The following is a 16,222-nucleotide window of genomic DNA, read 5'->3' as shown; positions in this document are numbered from 1 at the left end:
GCCGCCGGGTGCGGGGGTACGGGACACGCCGTGAACCCATCCATGGGGGCTTGGCAAAAACATCCATGTTTTTGACAGTCCCGTACCCCCGCACCCGGCGACCCCTGGCCGGTGGGTCGGTGGCCACGGGAAAGCGGTAGGTACCCCTCTGAGCGGTCTTCCCCCCGATTCAGTTAGCATGATCCCGCTGCCGCTGGCGCCATGCTTGTCTTGATGGGCCGCGGCGTTCCCTTGAGGATGACGCGGAATGGAAGCTTTGATTGTCCTGGCGGTACTGGTGCTGTTGGCCGTGCCGGTGTTGCTGATCGTGGCATTGGTGATGATTTCCGGGCTGCGCCGCAGGGTGGCTGCCTTGGAGCAGGCACGTAGCGACAGTGCCCAACCGGTGGCCCAGCCGGCGGTGAGTGCAGCATGGGAAGAGCGCCCTTATGCGCCGACCCCGGTGGCTGCCCCTGAGGTGCCGCTGACCGACCCAGAGCCGGTGCCCGAGCCGTTTGCTGCGGCTGCGCGGGTTGCGCCGCCGCCGCTGCCCTCCGCTGCTGTCTCCGAACCCGAACCCTTCGTGCCGCCGCCGCCGCGTGGGCCGGACCTGGGCGAGCGGATCGTGGGGACGATCAAGCGCTGGTTCACCGAGGGCAACGTGCCGGTCAAGATCGGCATGCTGGTGCTGCTGGCGGGTGTGGCGGCGCTGCTGAAGTATGCGAGCGACCAGGGTTGGCTCAATGCGCCGATCGAGCTGCGGCTGGCGGCGATTGCGGCCGGGGCGCTGGGGGGGCTGGTGTTCGGCTGGATCCAGCGCGAACGCCGGCGGATGTTCGCGCTGGCCCTGCAGGGCGGGGCGATCGGCATCCTGCTGCTGACGATCTTCGCGGCGTTCAAGCGCTATGACCTGATCGATCCGGGTATCGCGTTCGCGCTGAGCATCGTGCTGATTGCGGGCATGGGGGTGCTGGCGGTGGTGCAGAACTCGCGCACACTGGCGGTGCTGGGCATCCTGGCCGGGTTCATGGCGCCCATCTGGCTGTCCACTGGCAGTGGCAACCATGTGGCGCTGTTCTCGTATTACGCGGTGCTCAATGGGGCGATCCTCGCCATTGCCTGGTGGCGTCCGTGGCGCGCGCTCAACCTGCTGGGTTTTGCCTTTACGTTTGGCATCGGTACCACGTGGGGGGTGCTGCAGTACAACGCGGACAAGTTCGGCAGTACCGAGCCGTTCCTGCTGCTGTTCTTTGCGTTCTACCTGGTCATTCCCATCCTGTACGCGCGCCGCCAGCCGGCGGAGAAGCGCGATCTGGTGGATGGCAGCCTGGTGTTTGGCACGCCGCTGATCGCGTTCTCGCTGCAGGCGGGCATGCTGCATGATGACCGGCTGCTGCTGGCGCTGTGCGCGCTGGGGGTGGCGGCGTTGTACGCGGGCCTGGCGTGGGCGCTGATACGGCGGCCGCGTTATGCGGCGCTGGGTCAGTCGCATGCGGTGCTGGCGGTGGGTTTTGCCACGCTGGCGGTGCCGTTGGCGTTGTCGGCACGTGCCACGGCCAGTGTGTTTGCGCTGGAGGGCGCGGCGCTGGTCTGGCTGGGCCTGCGCCAGCAGCGCCTGCTGCCGCAGATCGCCGGCGCGCTGCTGCAGCTGGGTGCTGCGTTCGGCTTCGTGGTGGGGGCCGATTACTGGTTCAACGACGCCACGGCCATCGCCAACCCGACCTTCATGAGCGGGTTGCTGCTGGCGCTGGCCGGGTTTGCGTCGGCCTTCAGCTATCGCCGTGCCGGCCGCGACGCGCCGGCCATCGTGTACTACCTGTGGGGCCTGCTGTGGTGGCTGGGTGGCGCCAGCCATGAGATCACCCGGTTCGTTGCGTTCGACAGCCGCCCGGATGCGTTGCTGGTCGTGGTGGCCGTCACCGCATGGATCGCGGCGGAGGTGCACCGGCGCATGCCGGCGCGCGCGCTGGTGTTGACCACGCTGGCGATGCTGCTGTGCGCGTTCCCGCTGGCGCTGTGGCAGGTGGACATCCACCGCCAGCCCTTCGCCGGATATGGCGCGCTGGCTTGGACGGTGTTCGCGGTGCTTGGCGTGCGCAGCCTGTGGTGCCTGCGCGGTGGCCAGGACCGTGCGGCGGTGGCGGCGCAGTTCATCTGGTGGCTGCTGTGGCCGACGGTGCTGTCGCTGGCTGCATCGTGGCTGGCCGACCGCTTCGAGCTGGCCCAGGGCTGGGCGCTGGCGGCGACCCTGCTGCCATGGCTGGCGGTGGTGTTCATCGCGCTGCAGCGCTGGCGCTGGTTGACGGTGCCGCTGGGCGAGCGCTTCAACGTGGCGCGCCCTGCGTTGCAGTGCACGCTGTTTGCGGTGCTGGGGCTGGCGTGGATCGGCTTCCTGTTTGCCCCGGGCGCGGCGTGGCCGCTGCCGTGGGTGCCCGTGTTCAACCCGTTGGAGCTGGCGCAGCTGGCCGTGCTGGCGTTGCTGGCGCGGTGGCTTTGGCGCGGCGATGCGCCCGCAGCGCTGCAGGCGCGCCGCGTGCCGCTGCTGGCGCTGGCCGGCTTCGTTGCGCTGACCAGCATCACCCTGCATGCCGTGCACCATTGGGGCGGGGTGTCGTGGAACGGGCGGCTGTGGTCGTCCACGCTGGCACAGACCAGTTTGACGGTGGTGTGGAGTGTGCTCGGCGTGATCAGCTGGGTGTGGGGTTCGCGCCGCGGGCAGCGCGCCCTGTGGCTGGTGGGTGCGGTGCTGATGGGCGTGGTGCTGGCCAAGCTGGTGCTGATCGACCGGCAGCATCTGGGCAACCTGCTTGGTATTTCTTCCTTCATCGCCTACGGCCTGCTGTGCACGGTCGTGGGTTATCTGGCGCCGGCGCCGCCGCGCGCGCCGGACCCCATCGTGGAGCCGCAGCCGTGACCCTTCTTCATCGTGTAATCGCCATCGTGTCGCTCGCCGTGGCCACGCCCGCGCTGGCGGCCGATGCGCGCCAGGACTTCCGCGAGCAGTGGCCGCTGCAGTTGTCCGCCGCGCAGGCCGGTGCCTACCGGCTGATGCTGGGCGAGGCGCAGTACCGCAGCGCGGTGTCGCCCCAGTTGGCCGATGTGCAGGTGTTCAATGCGCAGGGCCAGGCCCTGCCGTCGGCGCTGTTCTCGGCCGACCAACCGCTGGCGCAGGCGGCCGAATGGCAGGCGCTGCCCTGGTTCCCGCTGCCGGCGCAGGGCGGTAGCGGCGGCGACGACCTGCAACTGCTGACCGAACGCAACACCGATGGCAGCGTGCGCCGCGTGGAAGCCCGCCTCGGCCGCAGCGTGGGCAACGCATCGCCGGGTGGCTGGCTGGTCGACGCCAGCGCGCTGCGCACCGGCGTGCAGGCCCTGCGCCTGGATTGGGAGGCGCCGCAGGCGCTGCAGGTGCGCGTGCGCGTGGACGCCAGCGACGACCTGCGCGACTGGCAGCGCGTGGCCGATGACGTGCCGCTGGTGGATCTGCAGCACGACGGCCGCCGGCTGCAGCAGCGCCGTATCGAGATCGGCCGCGAAGCGAAGTACTTCCGCATCGTGCCCACCGGCGGCGATGCGCTGCCGGTGCTGTCGGCGGTGCAGGCCGAACGCGTGGCCACGGCGCAGGCAATCGCGTGGCAGTGGCGCGCGCTGAGCGGTGCACCAGGCAAGCCGGGGGAGTTCGAATACACCCTCGATGGCCGCTTCCCGATCGCGCAGGTGGACATCGCCACGCCGGACAACAGTGTGGTGCAGTGGACCCTGCTCAGCCGCGACGATGCCAACCAGCCCTGGCAGGTCCGCGCAGGGCCGTGGGTGGCCTACCAGCTGCAGGACACCGACGCGCGCCGGCAGTCGCAGACCCAGTCGCTGGCCGTGCCCACGCGGGACCGCTTCTGGAAGCTCACCGCCGCGCAGGGAACGGCTGCGATGCCGGCGCCCACCTTGAAGCTGGGCTACCAGCCCGAGGCACTGGTGTTCCTGAGCCAGGGCGAGCCGCCCTACAGCGTGGCCGCCGGCAGCGTGCGCGCCGCGCGCATCGATGCCCCGGTGGGCACGGTCATCGCACGCCTGCGCGAGCAGCAGGGCGCGCAGTGGCACCCGGCGCTGGCCACGGTGCAGGGCGCCGCGCAGCCGCTGGGCGGCGACGCCGCCGTGCAGCCGGTACGCGACTGGAAACGCTGGCTGCTGTGGGGCCTGCTGGTGCTGGGCGTGCTCATCGTCGGTGGGTTCGCGGCCAGCCTGCTGCGACAGGCTGGCCGCGCCGGGGAGTGACGACCCACGGTCGTCACCTACCGGGGCCGTTACAATGGGCGTCTGCGCCGTGCGCGGCGCCCTTTCCTTTTCCGCCAAAGAGTTGCTGCCCCATGTCCATCGTTCGCATGACCGACCTCGACCTTTCCGGCAAGCGCGTGCTGATCCGCCAGGACCTGAACGTGCCGATCGAAAACGGCCGCATCACCTCCGAGCAGCGCATCACCGCATCGTTGCCGACGTTGAAGCTGGCACTGGAAAAGGGCGCGGCGGTGATGGTCACCTCGCACCTGGGCCGACCCCAGGAAGGCGTCTGGAGCGAAGCCGAGTCGCTGGCCCCGGTGGCGCTGCGCCTGTCGCAGCTGCTGGGGGTGAACGTGCCGCTGGTGCGCGATTGGGTCGACGGCGTGGACGTGGCCCCGGGTTCGATCGTGCTGCTGGAAAACTGCCGCATGAACGTGGGCGAGGGCAAGGATGACGAAGCCCTGTCGCGCAAGTACGCCGCGCTGTGCGATGTGTTCGTGATGGATGCCTTCGGCACCGCGCACCGCGCCCAGGCCTCCACCCACGGCGTAATCCGCTTCGCCCCGGTCGCCGCCGGTGGCCCGCTGCTGATGGCCGAGCTGGACGCATTGGCCAAGGCACTGCTCGCCCCGGCCCAGCCGCTGCTGGCGATCGTGGCCGGCAGCAAGGTCAGCACCAAGCTGGAACTGCTGGCCAACCTGGTCGGCAAGGTCGACCAGCTGATTGTGGGTGGCGGCATCGCCAACACCTTCATCGCCGCCGCCGGCTATCCGGTGGGCAAGTCGCTGTACGAGCCGGACCTGCTGGAGACCGCGAAGAAGATCGTGGCCGATGCCAAGGCACGTGGCGCCGATATTCCGCTGCCGACCGACGTGGTGGTGGCCAAGCAGTTCCTCCCGGATGCCGAAGCCACCGTCAAGGCGGTGGCTGACGTGGCCGAAGACGACCTGATCCTGGACATTGGCCCGCAGACCGCCCAGCACTACGCCGGGCTGATCGCCAAGGCCGGCACCGTGGTCTGGAACGGCCCGGTCGGCGTGTTCGAATTCGAATCCTTCAGCCACGGCACCCAGGCGCTGGCCCAGGCCATCGCCACCTCGCCGGCGTTCTCCATTGCTGGTGGCGGCGATACCCTGGCCGCGGTCGACAAGTACGACATCGCCGACCAGGTCAGCTACATCTCCACCGGCGGTGGCGCTTTCCTCGAGTTCCTCGAAGGCAAGACCCTGCCGGCCGTGGCCGCGCTCGAAGCGCGCGGGGCATGACCTCAACGCTGTTCTTCGACCTCGACGGCACCCTGATCGACTCTGCGGTGGGCATCACCCAATGCGTGGCGCATGCGCTCACGGAAATGGGGCGCCCGGTGCCGCCGCAGGAGGAGCTGCGGCGCTGGATCGGCCCGTCCCTGCGCACCAGCTTCGCGCCGCTGTTCGAGGATCCGGCCCAGGTGGAGCAGGCGGTGACGTATTACCGGGAACGCTTCGACGTGGTCGGCTGGCGCGAGCACGAGGTCTACCCGCGCATCGGCCAGGTCGTGCAGGCGCTGCACGACCGTGGCCACCGGCTGGCGATCGTCACGGCCAAGAACGAGCCGCATGCGCGGCGCATCGTCGAGCACCTGCCGTTTGGTGCGTGCTTCGAGGACGTCATCGGCGCCACCCCGGATGGCAGCCGCAGCGAGAAGCCGCAGCTGGTGGCCGAGGCGCTGCGGCGGCTGATGCTGCCGCCTGCGCAGTGCTGGATGATCGGTGACCGGCGCATGGATATCGAAGGCGCGCGCCACCACGGCATGCGCAACATCGGCGTGCTGTGGGGCTTTGGCGGTGCCGAAGAACTGCAGGCCGCCGGCGCGCTACACCTGGCGGCGACGCCGGATGCGCTGCTGTCGCTGATCGATTGAGCCACGGGGCGGCGCTCCGTACGCCGCCGCATGTCGTGACCCGGTCTGGTCCTGTCTTGAGCGGTCCGGATGGACTGTCTGCAGGACATCGGCGAAACCCAGACGCGACAATGCTGTAAACGTATTCATGGGACGTGAAGGGTGTGCTAATTTCAATCCTTTCCCGGGAGCCCTTTAACCATGATTGAGCGTCAGCGCCGTACGAAGATCCTTGCCACCCTCGGACCGGCAACCGACCCGCCGGGCGTGCTGGAGGATCTGTTCCGCGCCGGCGTGAACGTGGTCCGCCTCAACTTCAGCCACGGCGACCCGTCCGGCCAGGCCAAGCGCGCCGCCGACGTGCGCGCCGCCGCGCAGCGCGTGGGCGTGGAAGTGGGCATCCTGGCCGACCTGCCGGGCCCGAAGATCCGCATCGAGCGTTTCACCGAAGGCAAGATCCACCTCAAGGCGGGCGACCGCTTCGACCTGGTCGCCTCGGCCAATGCGCCGGCCGGCGACACCACCCAGGTGGGCGTGAGCTACCTGGGCCTGCCGCAGGACGTGGTGGCCGGTGACGTGCTGCTGCTCGACGACGGCCTGATGCAGCTGCAGGTGGTCGAAGTGCAGGGCGAGCGCATCGTCAACACCGTGCTCAACGATGGCGTGCTGTCCGACCGCAAGGGCCTGAACAAGCAGGGCGGTGGCCTTTCGCTGGGCGCGCTGACCGAACGCGACAAGGAGCTGATCGGCATCGTGGCCAAGATCGGCGTGGATTTCATCGCCGTGTCCTTCTGCCGCAACGCGCAGGACATGAACGATGCCCGCGCCATCGCCGAATCGCACGGCTGCTACGCCGCGCTGGTCTCCAAGATCGAGCGCACCGAAGCCATCGAGAACCTCGAAGAAATCGTCGACGCCAGCGATGTGGTGATGGTGGCGCGCGGTGACCTGGGCGTGGAAATCGGCGATGCCGAACTGCCGGGCCTGCAGAAGAAGATCATCAAGGCCTCGCTGGCCCAGAACAAGGTGGTGATCACCGCCACCCAGATGCTGCAGTCGATGGTCGAAAGCCCGATCCCGACCCGCGCCGAAGTGCTGGACGTGGCCAACTCGGTCATCGACGGTACCGATGCGGTGATGCTGTCGGCCGAAACCGCCGCCGGCGCCTACCCGGTGAAAGCCGTGGAAGCGATGGCGCGCATCTGCCTGGGTGCCGAACGCCAGTTCCAGACCGAAACCGATTTCGGCGCCTCGCCGCGCAACCTGGAACGTGCCGACCAGGCCATCGCCATGGCCACCATGTTCCTGTCCCAGCACGTGGGCGTGCGCGCGATCGTGGCGATGACCGAATCCGGTGGCACCGCTCGTTACCTGTCGCGCTTCCGCGCCTCGGCCCCGGTGTTCGCGGTGACCCGCCACGACGGTGCCCGCCGCCAGATGGCGCTGATGCGCGATGTGTTCCCGATCAACTTCGACAGCCGCGGCTTCACCCCGCGCGAAGCCGCACGCGGCAGCATCCGCCTGCTGGTGGAAGCCAACCAGCTGCAGGCCGGCGACCGCGTGGTGTTCACCAGCGGCGAGCACATGGAGACCCATGGCGCCACCAACACCCTGCGTCTGCTGGAAGTAGGTGAAGACGGCCGCGCCAGCGGCTTGGGCGACCTGTAAGGAACGCCGGACGCTGGGTCGCACGCCGACCCAGCGGTCCACCCGTTCACATTGAAAGCGCTTCCATCCCCCATGAACGGCCAGTTCACGGGAGGGGACCGCTATAATCGTGTTTTTCCCGCACCCGCCACAGGAAATACATGAGCATCGAACAGCTGGCCGAAACCGCCCAGGCCATGGTCGCCCCGGGCAAGGGCATCATCGCCATCGACGAATCCACCGGTACCATCGCCAAGCGCTTCGCCAGCGTGGGCATCGAGAACACCGAAGAGAACCGTCGTGCCTACCGCGAGCTGCTGCTGACCACGCCGAAGCTCAACGAGCATATTTCCGGCGCGATCCTGTACGACGAAACCATCCGCCAGTCCACCAAGGACGGCGTGCCGTTCGCCAAGTACATGGCCGACAACGGCATGATCCCGGGCATCAAGGTCGACAAGGGCGCCCACCCGCTCGCCGGCTGCCCGGGCGAGCTGGTCACCGAAGGCCTCGACGGCCTGCGTGAGCGCCTGCAGGAGTACTACAAGCTGGGTGCGCGTTTCGCCAAGTGGCGTGCGGTGATCAACATCGGCGAAAGCATTCCGTCGGGTACCTGCATCGAGTCCAACGCCCATGCGCTGGCCCGTTATGCCGCGCTGTGCCAGGAATGCGGCCTGGTGCCGATGGTCGAGCCGGAAGTGATCATGGACGGCGACCACGACATCGAAACCTGCTACGAAGTCACCGAAGCCACCCTGCGTTCGCTGTTCGACGCGCTGTACCAGCAGAACGTGCTGCTGGAAGGCACCATCCTGAAGGCCTCGATGGTCATCTCCGGCAAGGGCTGCGAAGAGCAGGCCGACGTCGAGGAAGTGGCTGAGTCGACCGTCATGTGCCTCAAGAGCACCGTGCCGGCGATCCTGCCGGGCGTGGTGTTCCTGTCCGGCGGCCAGGGTGACGAGCAGTCCACCGCGCACCTGAATGCCATGAACCAGATGGGCAACCTGCCGTGGCCGCTGAGCTTCTCCTACGGCCGCGCCATGCAGCAGGCCGCGCTGAAGTTGTGGGCCAAGGACACCAAGGCCAACGTCGCCAAGGCGCAGCAGACCGTGTACGACCGCGCGAAGGAAAACGGCCAGGCTGCACTGGGCAAGTGGAACGGCTGATTTTCGCCAACCGCATGTGATAGAAAAAGACGCCGGCTGCATGCCGGCGTTTTTTTTTACCCAAGGGATTCCATGACCATGCGCGCAGGATGGCTGCTGTTGTTGCTTTTGTCGGCGTCCAACGCGGCCCATGCCGCGCGCGGTTTCGATGTGTTGGACTATGACGTCGCGCTGGTGCCCGACATCGCCGCCGGCCAGGTCGTTGGCAGGCAGGTTGTGCTGTTGCGCTCGGAGACGGCTGGCCTGGCGCAGATACAGCTCGACAGCGGCGAGCTCAAGATCAACTCGGTCGGCATGAGCGGGCGGCCGCTGCGCTTCCAACAGCAGCAGGCAACCGTCACCATCTTTTTTGACGCACCGCTCAAACGCGACGAACAGGCGGTGCTGCAGATCACCTATAGCGGCACGCCGGCGTACGGCCTCGAATTCGCACCGGGGCGCAGCGAGGTCTACACCCTCTTCTCCACCAGCCAGTGGATGCCCTCGGTGGATGCCCCTGATGAGCGCGCCACGCTGTCCCTGTCGGTGACGTTGCCCAACGATCTGCTTGCCACCGGCAGCGGTCGCACGCTGCCCGCACGTACGCTCGCCGACGGCCGCATCGAACACCGCTGGCGGCTGGATACGCCGATGCCCGGCTACGTGTATGGGTTTGCCGCAGGCCGCTACCAGCAGGTCCGCGCACGACACGGCGACACCGCGCTGCGCTTCCTGTCCGCCGAACGCTCGCCCGGGCAGCTGCAGGCGATCTTCGCGCGCACCGGTGACATGCTCGATTTCTTTGCCGCGCGTGCAGGCCTGCCTTATCGCGGCGACTACGAACAGGCGCTGGTGGCCGAGACCATCGGCCAGGAAATGGCCGGGCTGTCGCTGATGTCAGAGGCGTACGGGCAGGAAGTGCTGGACGACCCGGACCACGTCGCCCTGATCGCGCACGAAGCCGCCCACCAGTGGTGGGGCAACCGGGTGACGTGCGTCGGCTGGGAGCACTTCTGGCTCAACGAAGGTTTCGCCAATTTCATGACCGCCGCCTACCTGCAGCAGGCCCAGGGCGAAGCTGCGTACCAGGCGCAGGTGCAGCGCTGGCGCACGCGGCTGGAAGCGCTGCGTGCCAATGGCGCCGACCACGCGCTGGTGTATGGGAGCTGGAAGGCGCCTACCGGTGATGACCGCGCCGTGGTGTACCAGAAGGGGGCTTACGTACTGCACCTGCTGCGCCAGGCGTTGGGTGAAGAAGCGTTCTGGCGTGGCATCCGCGAGTACACCCGCGCACATGATGGAAAGAGCGTGGAGACCGCGGATTTCCAGCAGGCGATGGAGCACGCAGCGGGGCGTTCGCTGCAGCCGTTCTTCAACGAATGGGTGTATGCGCCAACGCCCGTCCGGCCTACGGTGCTGCGGCTGGAAGCTCCATTCCAGCAGCCATCGGCGGCAGCGGCCCCGCCACCTCCACCGGTTGCCCCAGCGCCGCCAGCGCCTGCTGGTACACCTTGAAGGTCGCGGCGTTATAGGCCACCAGGATGATTCGCTGCGGTTCGCGGTGCGAACGCTGCCACGTCAATGTCTCGGTGGCCGCGATATGCGCGGCCTGGTGCAGCGGGTAGCCGAACACGCCGCAACTGATCGCCGGGAACGCGATCGACGTCAGGCCCAGTTTCTCGGCCAGCTGCAGCGATTTCCAGTAGCAGTTGGCCAACAGCGCCGGCTCATCGCGCAGGCCGTCCTGCCACACCGGGCCCACCGTGTGCAGCACGTGCTTCGCCGGCAGGTTGTAGCCGGCCGTGGCGCGCACTTCACCGGTCGGACAGCGCATGCCCGGGCGGATATCCGGCAACGCCGCACACTCGGCCAGCAGCTGCGGGCCGGCCGCGCGATGGATCGCCCCATCCACGCCACCCCCGCCAAGCAGGGACTCGTTGGCCGCATTGACGATCGCATCCACCGCCAGGGTCGTGATGTCGCCCTGCCACACTTCGATCTTCATGCGTGCCGCTCCTTCTATACCGGGTCCATACAACGGGATGACTGCCGCCTCACACGCTAGCGGCCAAGGCATCTAGGCTGCGTCATCGTCGTCTCAGGCAGTGCGACCCGGCAGGCACCGCCCAACACCCCTACCTTGCGGCGGGCTGGCTTCACGGCAGATGAAGGTCGCGTTGGAAACGAAAACGCCCACCGCAGCGGTGGGCGTCACGTTCAGCCAAGGCAGTCGGTTCAGGGGGTGCCGGCCAGCCACTCGTCGTCGGAGCCTTCGTTGATGTCGGCAAACAGCGGCGTGGAGAAGTACCGCTCGCCGGTATCGGGCAGCATCGCCAGCAGCACGCTGCCGGGCGCCGCCTTGGCCGCCACATCCAGCGCGCTGGCTACCGTGGCACCGGCCGAGATGCCGACGAAGATGCCTTCTTCGGCGGCCAGCCGGCGCGAGGTCTCGATCGCCCGGGTGTCGTCGATCTTCAGCAGCTCATCGAAGACCTCGCGGTTGAGCACGTCCGGCACGAAGTCCGGGGTCCAGCCCTGGATCTTGTGCGGCTTCCACTCCGCGCCGCCCAGCAGCGCCGCGCCTTCCGGTTCGGTGGCGATGATGCGCGTTTCCGGGCGGGCCACCTTGAGCACCTCGCCCACCCCGGTCAGGGTGCCGCCGGTGCCCCAGCCGGTCACGAAGTAGTCCAGCCGCTTGCCGGCGAAATCGCGCAGGATCTCGGCCGCCGTGGTGTTGCGGTGGTAGGCCGGGTTGGCCGGGTTGGTGAACTGGCTGGCCAGGAACCAACCGTGTTCCTCGGCCAGCTCGCGGGCGCGCTTGACCATCCCCGAACCGCGTTCGGCGGCCGGGGTCAGGATCACCTTGGCGCCATAGGCGCGCATCAGCTTGCGGCGCTCGATCGAGAAGGTCTCCACCATCGTGGCCACGAACTTGTAGCCGCGCGCGGCGGCCACCATGGCCAGCGCCACGCCGGTGTTGCCGGAGGTGGCCTCCACGATGGTGTCGCCGGGCTTGAGCACCCCGCGGGCTTCGGCGTCCAGGATGATCGCAAGCGCCAGGCGGTCTTTCACCGAGCCGCCGGGATTGAACGATTCCACCTTCGCGTACAGGGTGACGTGGTCGGGGGCAATGCGGTTCAGGCGCACCACCGGGGTATTGCCGATGGTGTCCAGGATCGAGTTGTACAGGGCCATGGGAAAGCTCCACGGATAGAGGGATGACGGGTTCCGCCAGACCGTAGCGCCGGCATATGAGCGCGCGAAATGACCTGATTACCTTCATAAACAACATTTGGTTATAAGCTGGTGACGGCAACTGCCTTACAGTCGGCTTGACCCCCTTCCTTCCTGCTGCGCGCACGCCCATGACGCTGACCCAACTCCGTTACCTGGTCGCCATCGCCGACGCCGAGCTCAACATCACGCTGGCGGCCTCCCGGGTGCATGCCACCCAGCCCGGGCTGTCCAAGCAGCTCAAGCAGCTGGAAGATGAACTGGGCTTCCTGCTGTTCGTGCGCAAGGGCCGCAGCCTGGAAGCGGTGACCCCCGCCGGCGTGGAAGTGATCGGCCGCGCCCGCGCGGTGCTGTCCGAAGCCAACAACATCCGCACCTACGCCGCCAACCAGCGCCGCGAGAGCCAAGGCCAGCTGATCCTGACCACCACCCACACCCAGGCCCGCTTCGTGCTGCCGCCGGCGGTGGCGCGCATCAAGCAGGCCTACCCCCAGGTGAGCGTGCACCTGCAGCAGGCCGCCGAAAGCGATGCGCTGGACCTGCTCAGCCAGGGCGATGCGGATATCGCCATCATCAGCACCGCCGGTGCCGAACCCACCGCCGGCATCGCCATTCCGCTGTACCGCTGGCGCCGGCTGGTGCTGGTACCGCGCGGCCATCCGCTCGACCGCCCCGGTGCCGCCCCGGACCTGCAGGCGCTGTCGACCCAGCCGCTGATCAGCTACGAATCCTCCACCCGAGGCAGCTCCTCGCTGCAGCGCGCCTTCGCTGCCTCCGGGCTGACCCCGGACATCGCGCTGACCGCGCTGGATGCGGACCTGATCAAGACCTACGTGCGCACCGGCCTGGGCGTGGGCCTGCTGGCCGAAATGGCGGTCAATGCCGGCGATGAAGACCTGCGCTCGTGGCCGGCGCCGGCGCCGATCGACGAATGCATCGCCTGGGCGGTGCTGCCGCGCGACCGCGTGCTGCGCGATTACGCGCTGGAACTGGTGCACGTGCTGGCCCCGCAGATCGACACCCGTGACCTGCGCCGGGTCATCGACGGCAACCAGGAAGCAGACTGGCCGCTGCCGCCGACGTGGGAATCGCTGACGCAGACCATCACGGTCTAGGGGCTTCGGTTTCGGTTGGGTTGAACGCCGGTGGGAAGGTGGCCGCCGCCGTTGTGTCGGCTACGGGTGCTTGGGCCGCGCTGCGCGCGGTGTCCGGCCAACGGCCGGGGCTACGAATTCATACGGGCCCAAAAGGATCGGGATCGATCAACCAACGGCGCCGCAAACCCTCGGTAGCGCCGGCCGTTGGCCGGCCCTCTGCGACGGTTGGTCGCACGGAAGGCCGGGGCCCACGCGGACCGAGGGCGCTACCATGGCAGGGTGAACCGCCGTCGCCGCCCGTTTGCCGCCCTGTTGCAGCTCGCCTTTCTGGCGACGCTGTTGATGGCGTTGGCGCCACTGGTCAGCCGCTGGCAGCAGGCGCAGGGCCCGTCGGTGATGCTGATGCCCGGTGGCATGGCGCACGTGATGCCGCCGCATGAAATGAACCTGCAGGCGATGCCGGCGCATGACATGGCGATGCACCACATGTCCATGCACGACATGTCAGGGCATGCCGCCGCAGTGGCCGACACTGAACCCGCTGCCCCCATCGACCCGCATGCCGGCCATGGCGAGGCCTGCGAATACTGCATGATGGCCTCGCGCCTGATGCCGTGGCTGGCAGTGCTGATCGTCCTGCTGCCGGCGCTGCCAGTCATCGCGCCACCGGTGCTGCGCACCGTCGCCGCGCCGCGCAGCCTGCGCTGGCCTGCCCACGCCGCGCGTGGCCCCCCGCTTCACGCCTGAGACCGCCCTTTCATTTTCCTGCTGCGCGACGCCGTGATGGCGCCGCGCGCCTGTGCGTTTTCCGGAGTTCCAGCATGAAGCTTTCCTCCCGCAGCGCGGGCGCAATGACGCGCCTGTCTGTTTCCCTGTCGCTTGCCCTGGCCGCGCTGCCGCTGCAGGCCGCCGAGCGCGACGACGCGCGCACCCTCGACACCCTGGTGGTCACCGCCAGTGCGCCCTCGTCGCCGCTGCACTGGGTCACCGACCCGCGACTGCCGCGCCAGCCGGTGCCGGCCAGCGACGGTGCCGATTACCTCAAGACCGTGCCCGGCTTCGCCGCCATCCGCAACGGCGGCACCAATGGCGACCCGGTGCTGCGCGGCATGTTCGGTTCGCGCCTGAACATCGTCAGCAACGAAGGCAACCTGATCGGTGCCTGCCCCTCGCGCATGGACAACCCGCTGTCCTACATCGCCCCGGAAACCTTCGACCGGCTGACCATCATCAAAGGCCCGCAGAGCGTGCGCTGGGGCGCCGGCGCTTCAGCGGGCACAGTGCGATTCGAACGCGATACCCCGCGTTTCGACGCCCCGGGCATCAACCTGGACGCCAGCGCGCTGGTCGGCTCGCGCAACCGCAACGACCAGGTGCTGGACCTCACCGCCGGTGCCTCGCAGGGCTACGTGCGCGTCAACGGCAACCGCTCCGAAGCCGATGACTACAAGGACGGCAATGGCGAAGTGGTGCCGTCCAAGTGGCGCAAGTGGAACAGCGATGTCGCCGTCGGCTGGACCCCGGATGCCGACACGGTGCTGGAGCTCTCCGCCGGCACCGGCGATGCCATCGCGCGTTATGCCGGGCGTGGCATGGATGGCGCCGCGTTCAAGCGCACCAGCTACGCCGCCCGCTTCGAGCGCGACAACCTGCCCGGTGCGTGGGACAAACTGCAGGCCAACGTCTACTACAACGACGCCGACCACGTAATGGACAACTACACCCTGCGCGAGCCGAACCCGGCCAGCAGCATGCCGATGCCCATGGCCTCGAATGTCGATCGCCGAACCACCGGCGGTCGCATCGCCTCCGAATGGCGCTGGCAGGACATCGCCATCGTCGCCGGCGTGGACGCGCTCGACAGCCGCCACCGCAGCCGCAACGGCATGGGCCGCAACACCTACAAGCTCACGCCATGGTCGACCGACGCACGCCAGAAAAACCAGGGCGTGTTCACCGAGATCACCCTGGGCGAAGGCACCGCGCAACGTTGGGTCAGCGGGCTGCGCATCGATCGCGCGGAAGTCACCGACGAGCGCGCCACCACCGGCATGATGGCGATGCCGAACCCGACCGCCGGGCAGCGCCGCCGCGAAGACCTGGGCAGCGGCTTCCTGCGTTTCGAACGGGACATCAGCAGCGCGCTGACCACCTACGCCGGTATCGGCCACAGCGAACGCATGCCCGATTACTGGGAGCTGTTCTCGCCTGACATGGGGCGGGCCGGCAGCATCAACGCTTTCAGCGCGGTGCAGCCGGAGAAAACCACCCAGCTCGACATCGGCCTGCAGTACCGGGATGAGCGGGTCAACGCATGGGTCTCGGCGTATGCCGGGCGCCTCCAGGACTACATCCTGTTCACCTACCGCGACGGCGGCATGATGGGCAGCACCACGCAGGCCACCAACATCAATGCGCGTATTGCCGGTGCCGAAGCGGGCGCTGAGGTCGCGCTCGGGCAGGGCTGGAAACTCGGCGGCACGCTCGCCTATGCATGGGGCGAAAACCGCACCGATGGCGGCGCACTGCCGCAGATGCCGCCGCTGGAAGCACGCCTGAGCGCAGGCTGGGAAGGCGCGCGCTGGAGTGCAGGTGCACTGGCTCGCGCAGTGACCCGCCAGAACCGCGTCGCGCCGGGGCAGGGCAACGTGGTCGCGCGTGACCTGGGCCCAAGCGCAGGCTTCGCCACGCTCGCGCTCAACGCCGGCTACCGGATCAGCGACGCCCTGCAGCTCAGCGCAGGCGTGGACAACCTGTTCGATCGCGCCTACAGCGAGCACCTCAACCTCGCCGGCAGCGCCGATTTCGGCTTCCCCGCCGATCCGGTGCGCATCAACGAACCCGGCCGCACGGTCTGGATGAAGGTGAACTACCGGTACTGAGGCAACGATCAAGCGCGTTGGTCGGCGCTTCCGCACGATGGTGTGCACTTCAACGGCCGCATGCATGAAACCGTCGGGAGGTGG

Annotated in this window: 12 protein-coding genes; 10 read left to right on the top strand and 2 right to left on the bottom strand. The window is 68.2% G+C overall.

The annotated features are described in order from the left end of the window. The first annotated feature begins 247 nt into the window (after positions 1 to 247). The 7 genes from V9K91_RS00855 to V9K91_RS00825 all read left to right on the top strand — a co-directional run bounded on the left by V9K91_RS00855 (position 248) and on the right by V9K91_RS00825 (position 10,440). Positions 248 to 2,893: a DUF2339 domain-containing protein gene (locus V9K91_RS00855; protein WP_336442544.1), complete on the top strand. Its 2,646-nt coding sequence runs from the start codon at positions 248 to 250 to the stop codon at positions 2,891 to 2,893. After that, positions 2,890 to 4,251 (top strand): DUF3999 domain-containing protein, encoded by a 1,362-nt coding sequence (locus tag V9K91_RS00850; protein ID WP_336442543.1) that lies wholly within the window; start codon positions 2,890 to 2,892, stop codon positions 4,249 to 4,251. Before V9K91_RS00855 ends, V9K91_RS00850 begins: the two co-directional genes overlap by 4 nt. 92 nt (positions 4,252 to 4,343) lie before the next feature. Then, positions 4,344 to 5,519, top strand: a complete 1,176-nt coding sequence (locus tag V9K91_RS00845; RefSeq protein ID WP_336442542.1) for a phosphoglycerate kinase — start codon at positions 4,344 to 4,346, stop codon at positions 5,517 to 5,519. Continuing rightward, entirely contained in the window at positions 5,516 to 6,154 is a 639-nt protein-coding gene (locus tag V9K91_RS00840; RefSeq protein ID WP_336442541.1) for an HAD hydrolase-like protein, read from the top strand. The genes V9K91_RS00845 and V9K91_RS00840 overlap by 4 nt, the downstream gene beginning before the upstream one ends. A 180-nt stretch (positions 6,155 to 6,334) precedes the next feature. Further along, positions 6,335 to 7,801 carry a pyruvate kinase gene (pyk, locus tag V9K91_RS00835; RefSeq protein WP_068853848.1) on the top strand — a complete coding sequence of 489 codons (1,467 nt, stop codon included), beginning with the start codon at positions 6,335 to 6,337 and terminating at the stop codon, positions 7,799 to 7,801. 140 nt (positions 7,802 to 7,941) lie between these two features. Next, complete coding sequence (locus tag V9K91_RS00830; protein WP_093533681.1) at positions 7,942 to 8,946, top strand: class I fructose-bisphosphate aldolase; 1,005 nt, start codon at positions 7,942 to 7,944, stop codon at positions 8,944 to 8,946. 78 nt (positions 8,947 to 9,024) lie between these two features. Beyond that, positions 9,025 to 10,440, top strand: coding sequence for a M1 family metallopeptidase (locus V9K91_RS00825; RefSeq protein ID WP_336442539.1), 1,416 nt, complete (start codon positions 9,025 to 9,027; stop codon positions 10,438 to 10,440). Here V9K91_RS00825 and V9K91_RS00820 read toward each other — a convergent pair. Next, positions 10,334 to 10,930: an O-acetyl-ADP-ribose deacetylase gene (locus V9K91_RS00820; RefSeq protein ID WP_336442538.1), complete on the bottom strand. Its 597-nt coding sequence runs from the start codon at positions 10,928 to 10,930 to the stop codon at positions 10,334 to 10,336. The two genes, V9K91_RS00825 and V9K91_RS00820, sit on opposite strands and share 107 nt — an antisense overlap. A gap of 230 nt (positions 10,931 to 11,160) precedes the next feature. Beyond that, positions 11,161 to 12,120, bottom strand: coding sequence for a cysteine synthase A (gene cysK / locus V9K91_RS00815; protein WP_095363615.1), 960 nt, complete (start codon positions 12,118 to 12,120; stop codon positions 11,161 to 11,163). A 170-nt stretch (positions 12,121 to 12,290) separates the two neighbouring features. Between cysK and V9K91_RS00810 the strand changes: the two genes are divergently transcribed. The 3 genes from V9K91_RS00810 (at position 12,291) to V9K91_RS00800 (ending at position 16,138) form a co-directional block, all read left to right on the top strand. Continuing rightward, positions 12,291 to 13,274, top strand: a complete 984-nt coding sequence (locus V9K91_RS00810; protein WP_068853844.1) for a LysR family transcriptional regulator — start codon at positions 12,291 to 12,293, stop codon at positions 13,272 to 13,274. A 324-nt stretch (positions 13,275 to 13,598) separates the two neighbouring features. After that, the gene (locus tag V9K91_RS00805) at positions 13,599 to 14,003 is read left to right on the top strand and encodes a DUF2946 domain-containing protein (RefSeq protein ID WP_095363668.1); all 405 of its coding nucleotides are present in this window, start codon (positions 13,599 to 13,601) and stop codon (positions 14,001 to 14,003) included. Positions 14,004 to 14,077: 74 nt separating this feature from the next. Further along, positions 14,078 to 16,138 (top strand): TonB-dependent copper receptor, encoded by a 2,061-nt coding sequence (locus V9K91_RS00800; RefSeq protein WP_210130955.1) that lies wholly within the window; start codon positions 14,078 to 14,080, stop codon positions 16,136 to 16,138. The last annotated feature ends 84 nt before the right edge of the window (positions 16,139 to 16,222 follow it).

It is taken from the genome of Stenotrophomonas sp. CCNWLW57, assembly GCF_037203925.1.
In the GTDB taxonomy this organism is placed as follows: domain Bacteria; phylum Pseudomonadota; class Gammaproteobacteria; order Xanthomonadales; family Xanthomonadaceae; genus Stenotrophomonas; species Stenotrophomonas rhizophila_A.
This window is presented reverse-complemented; position numbering and strand designations above follow the sequence as displayed.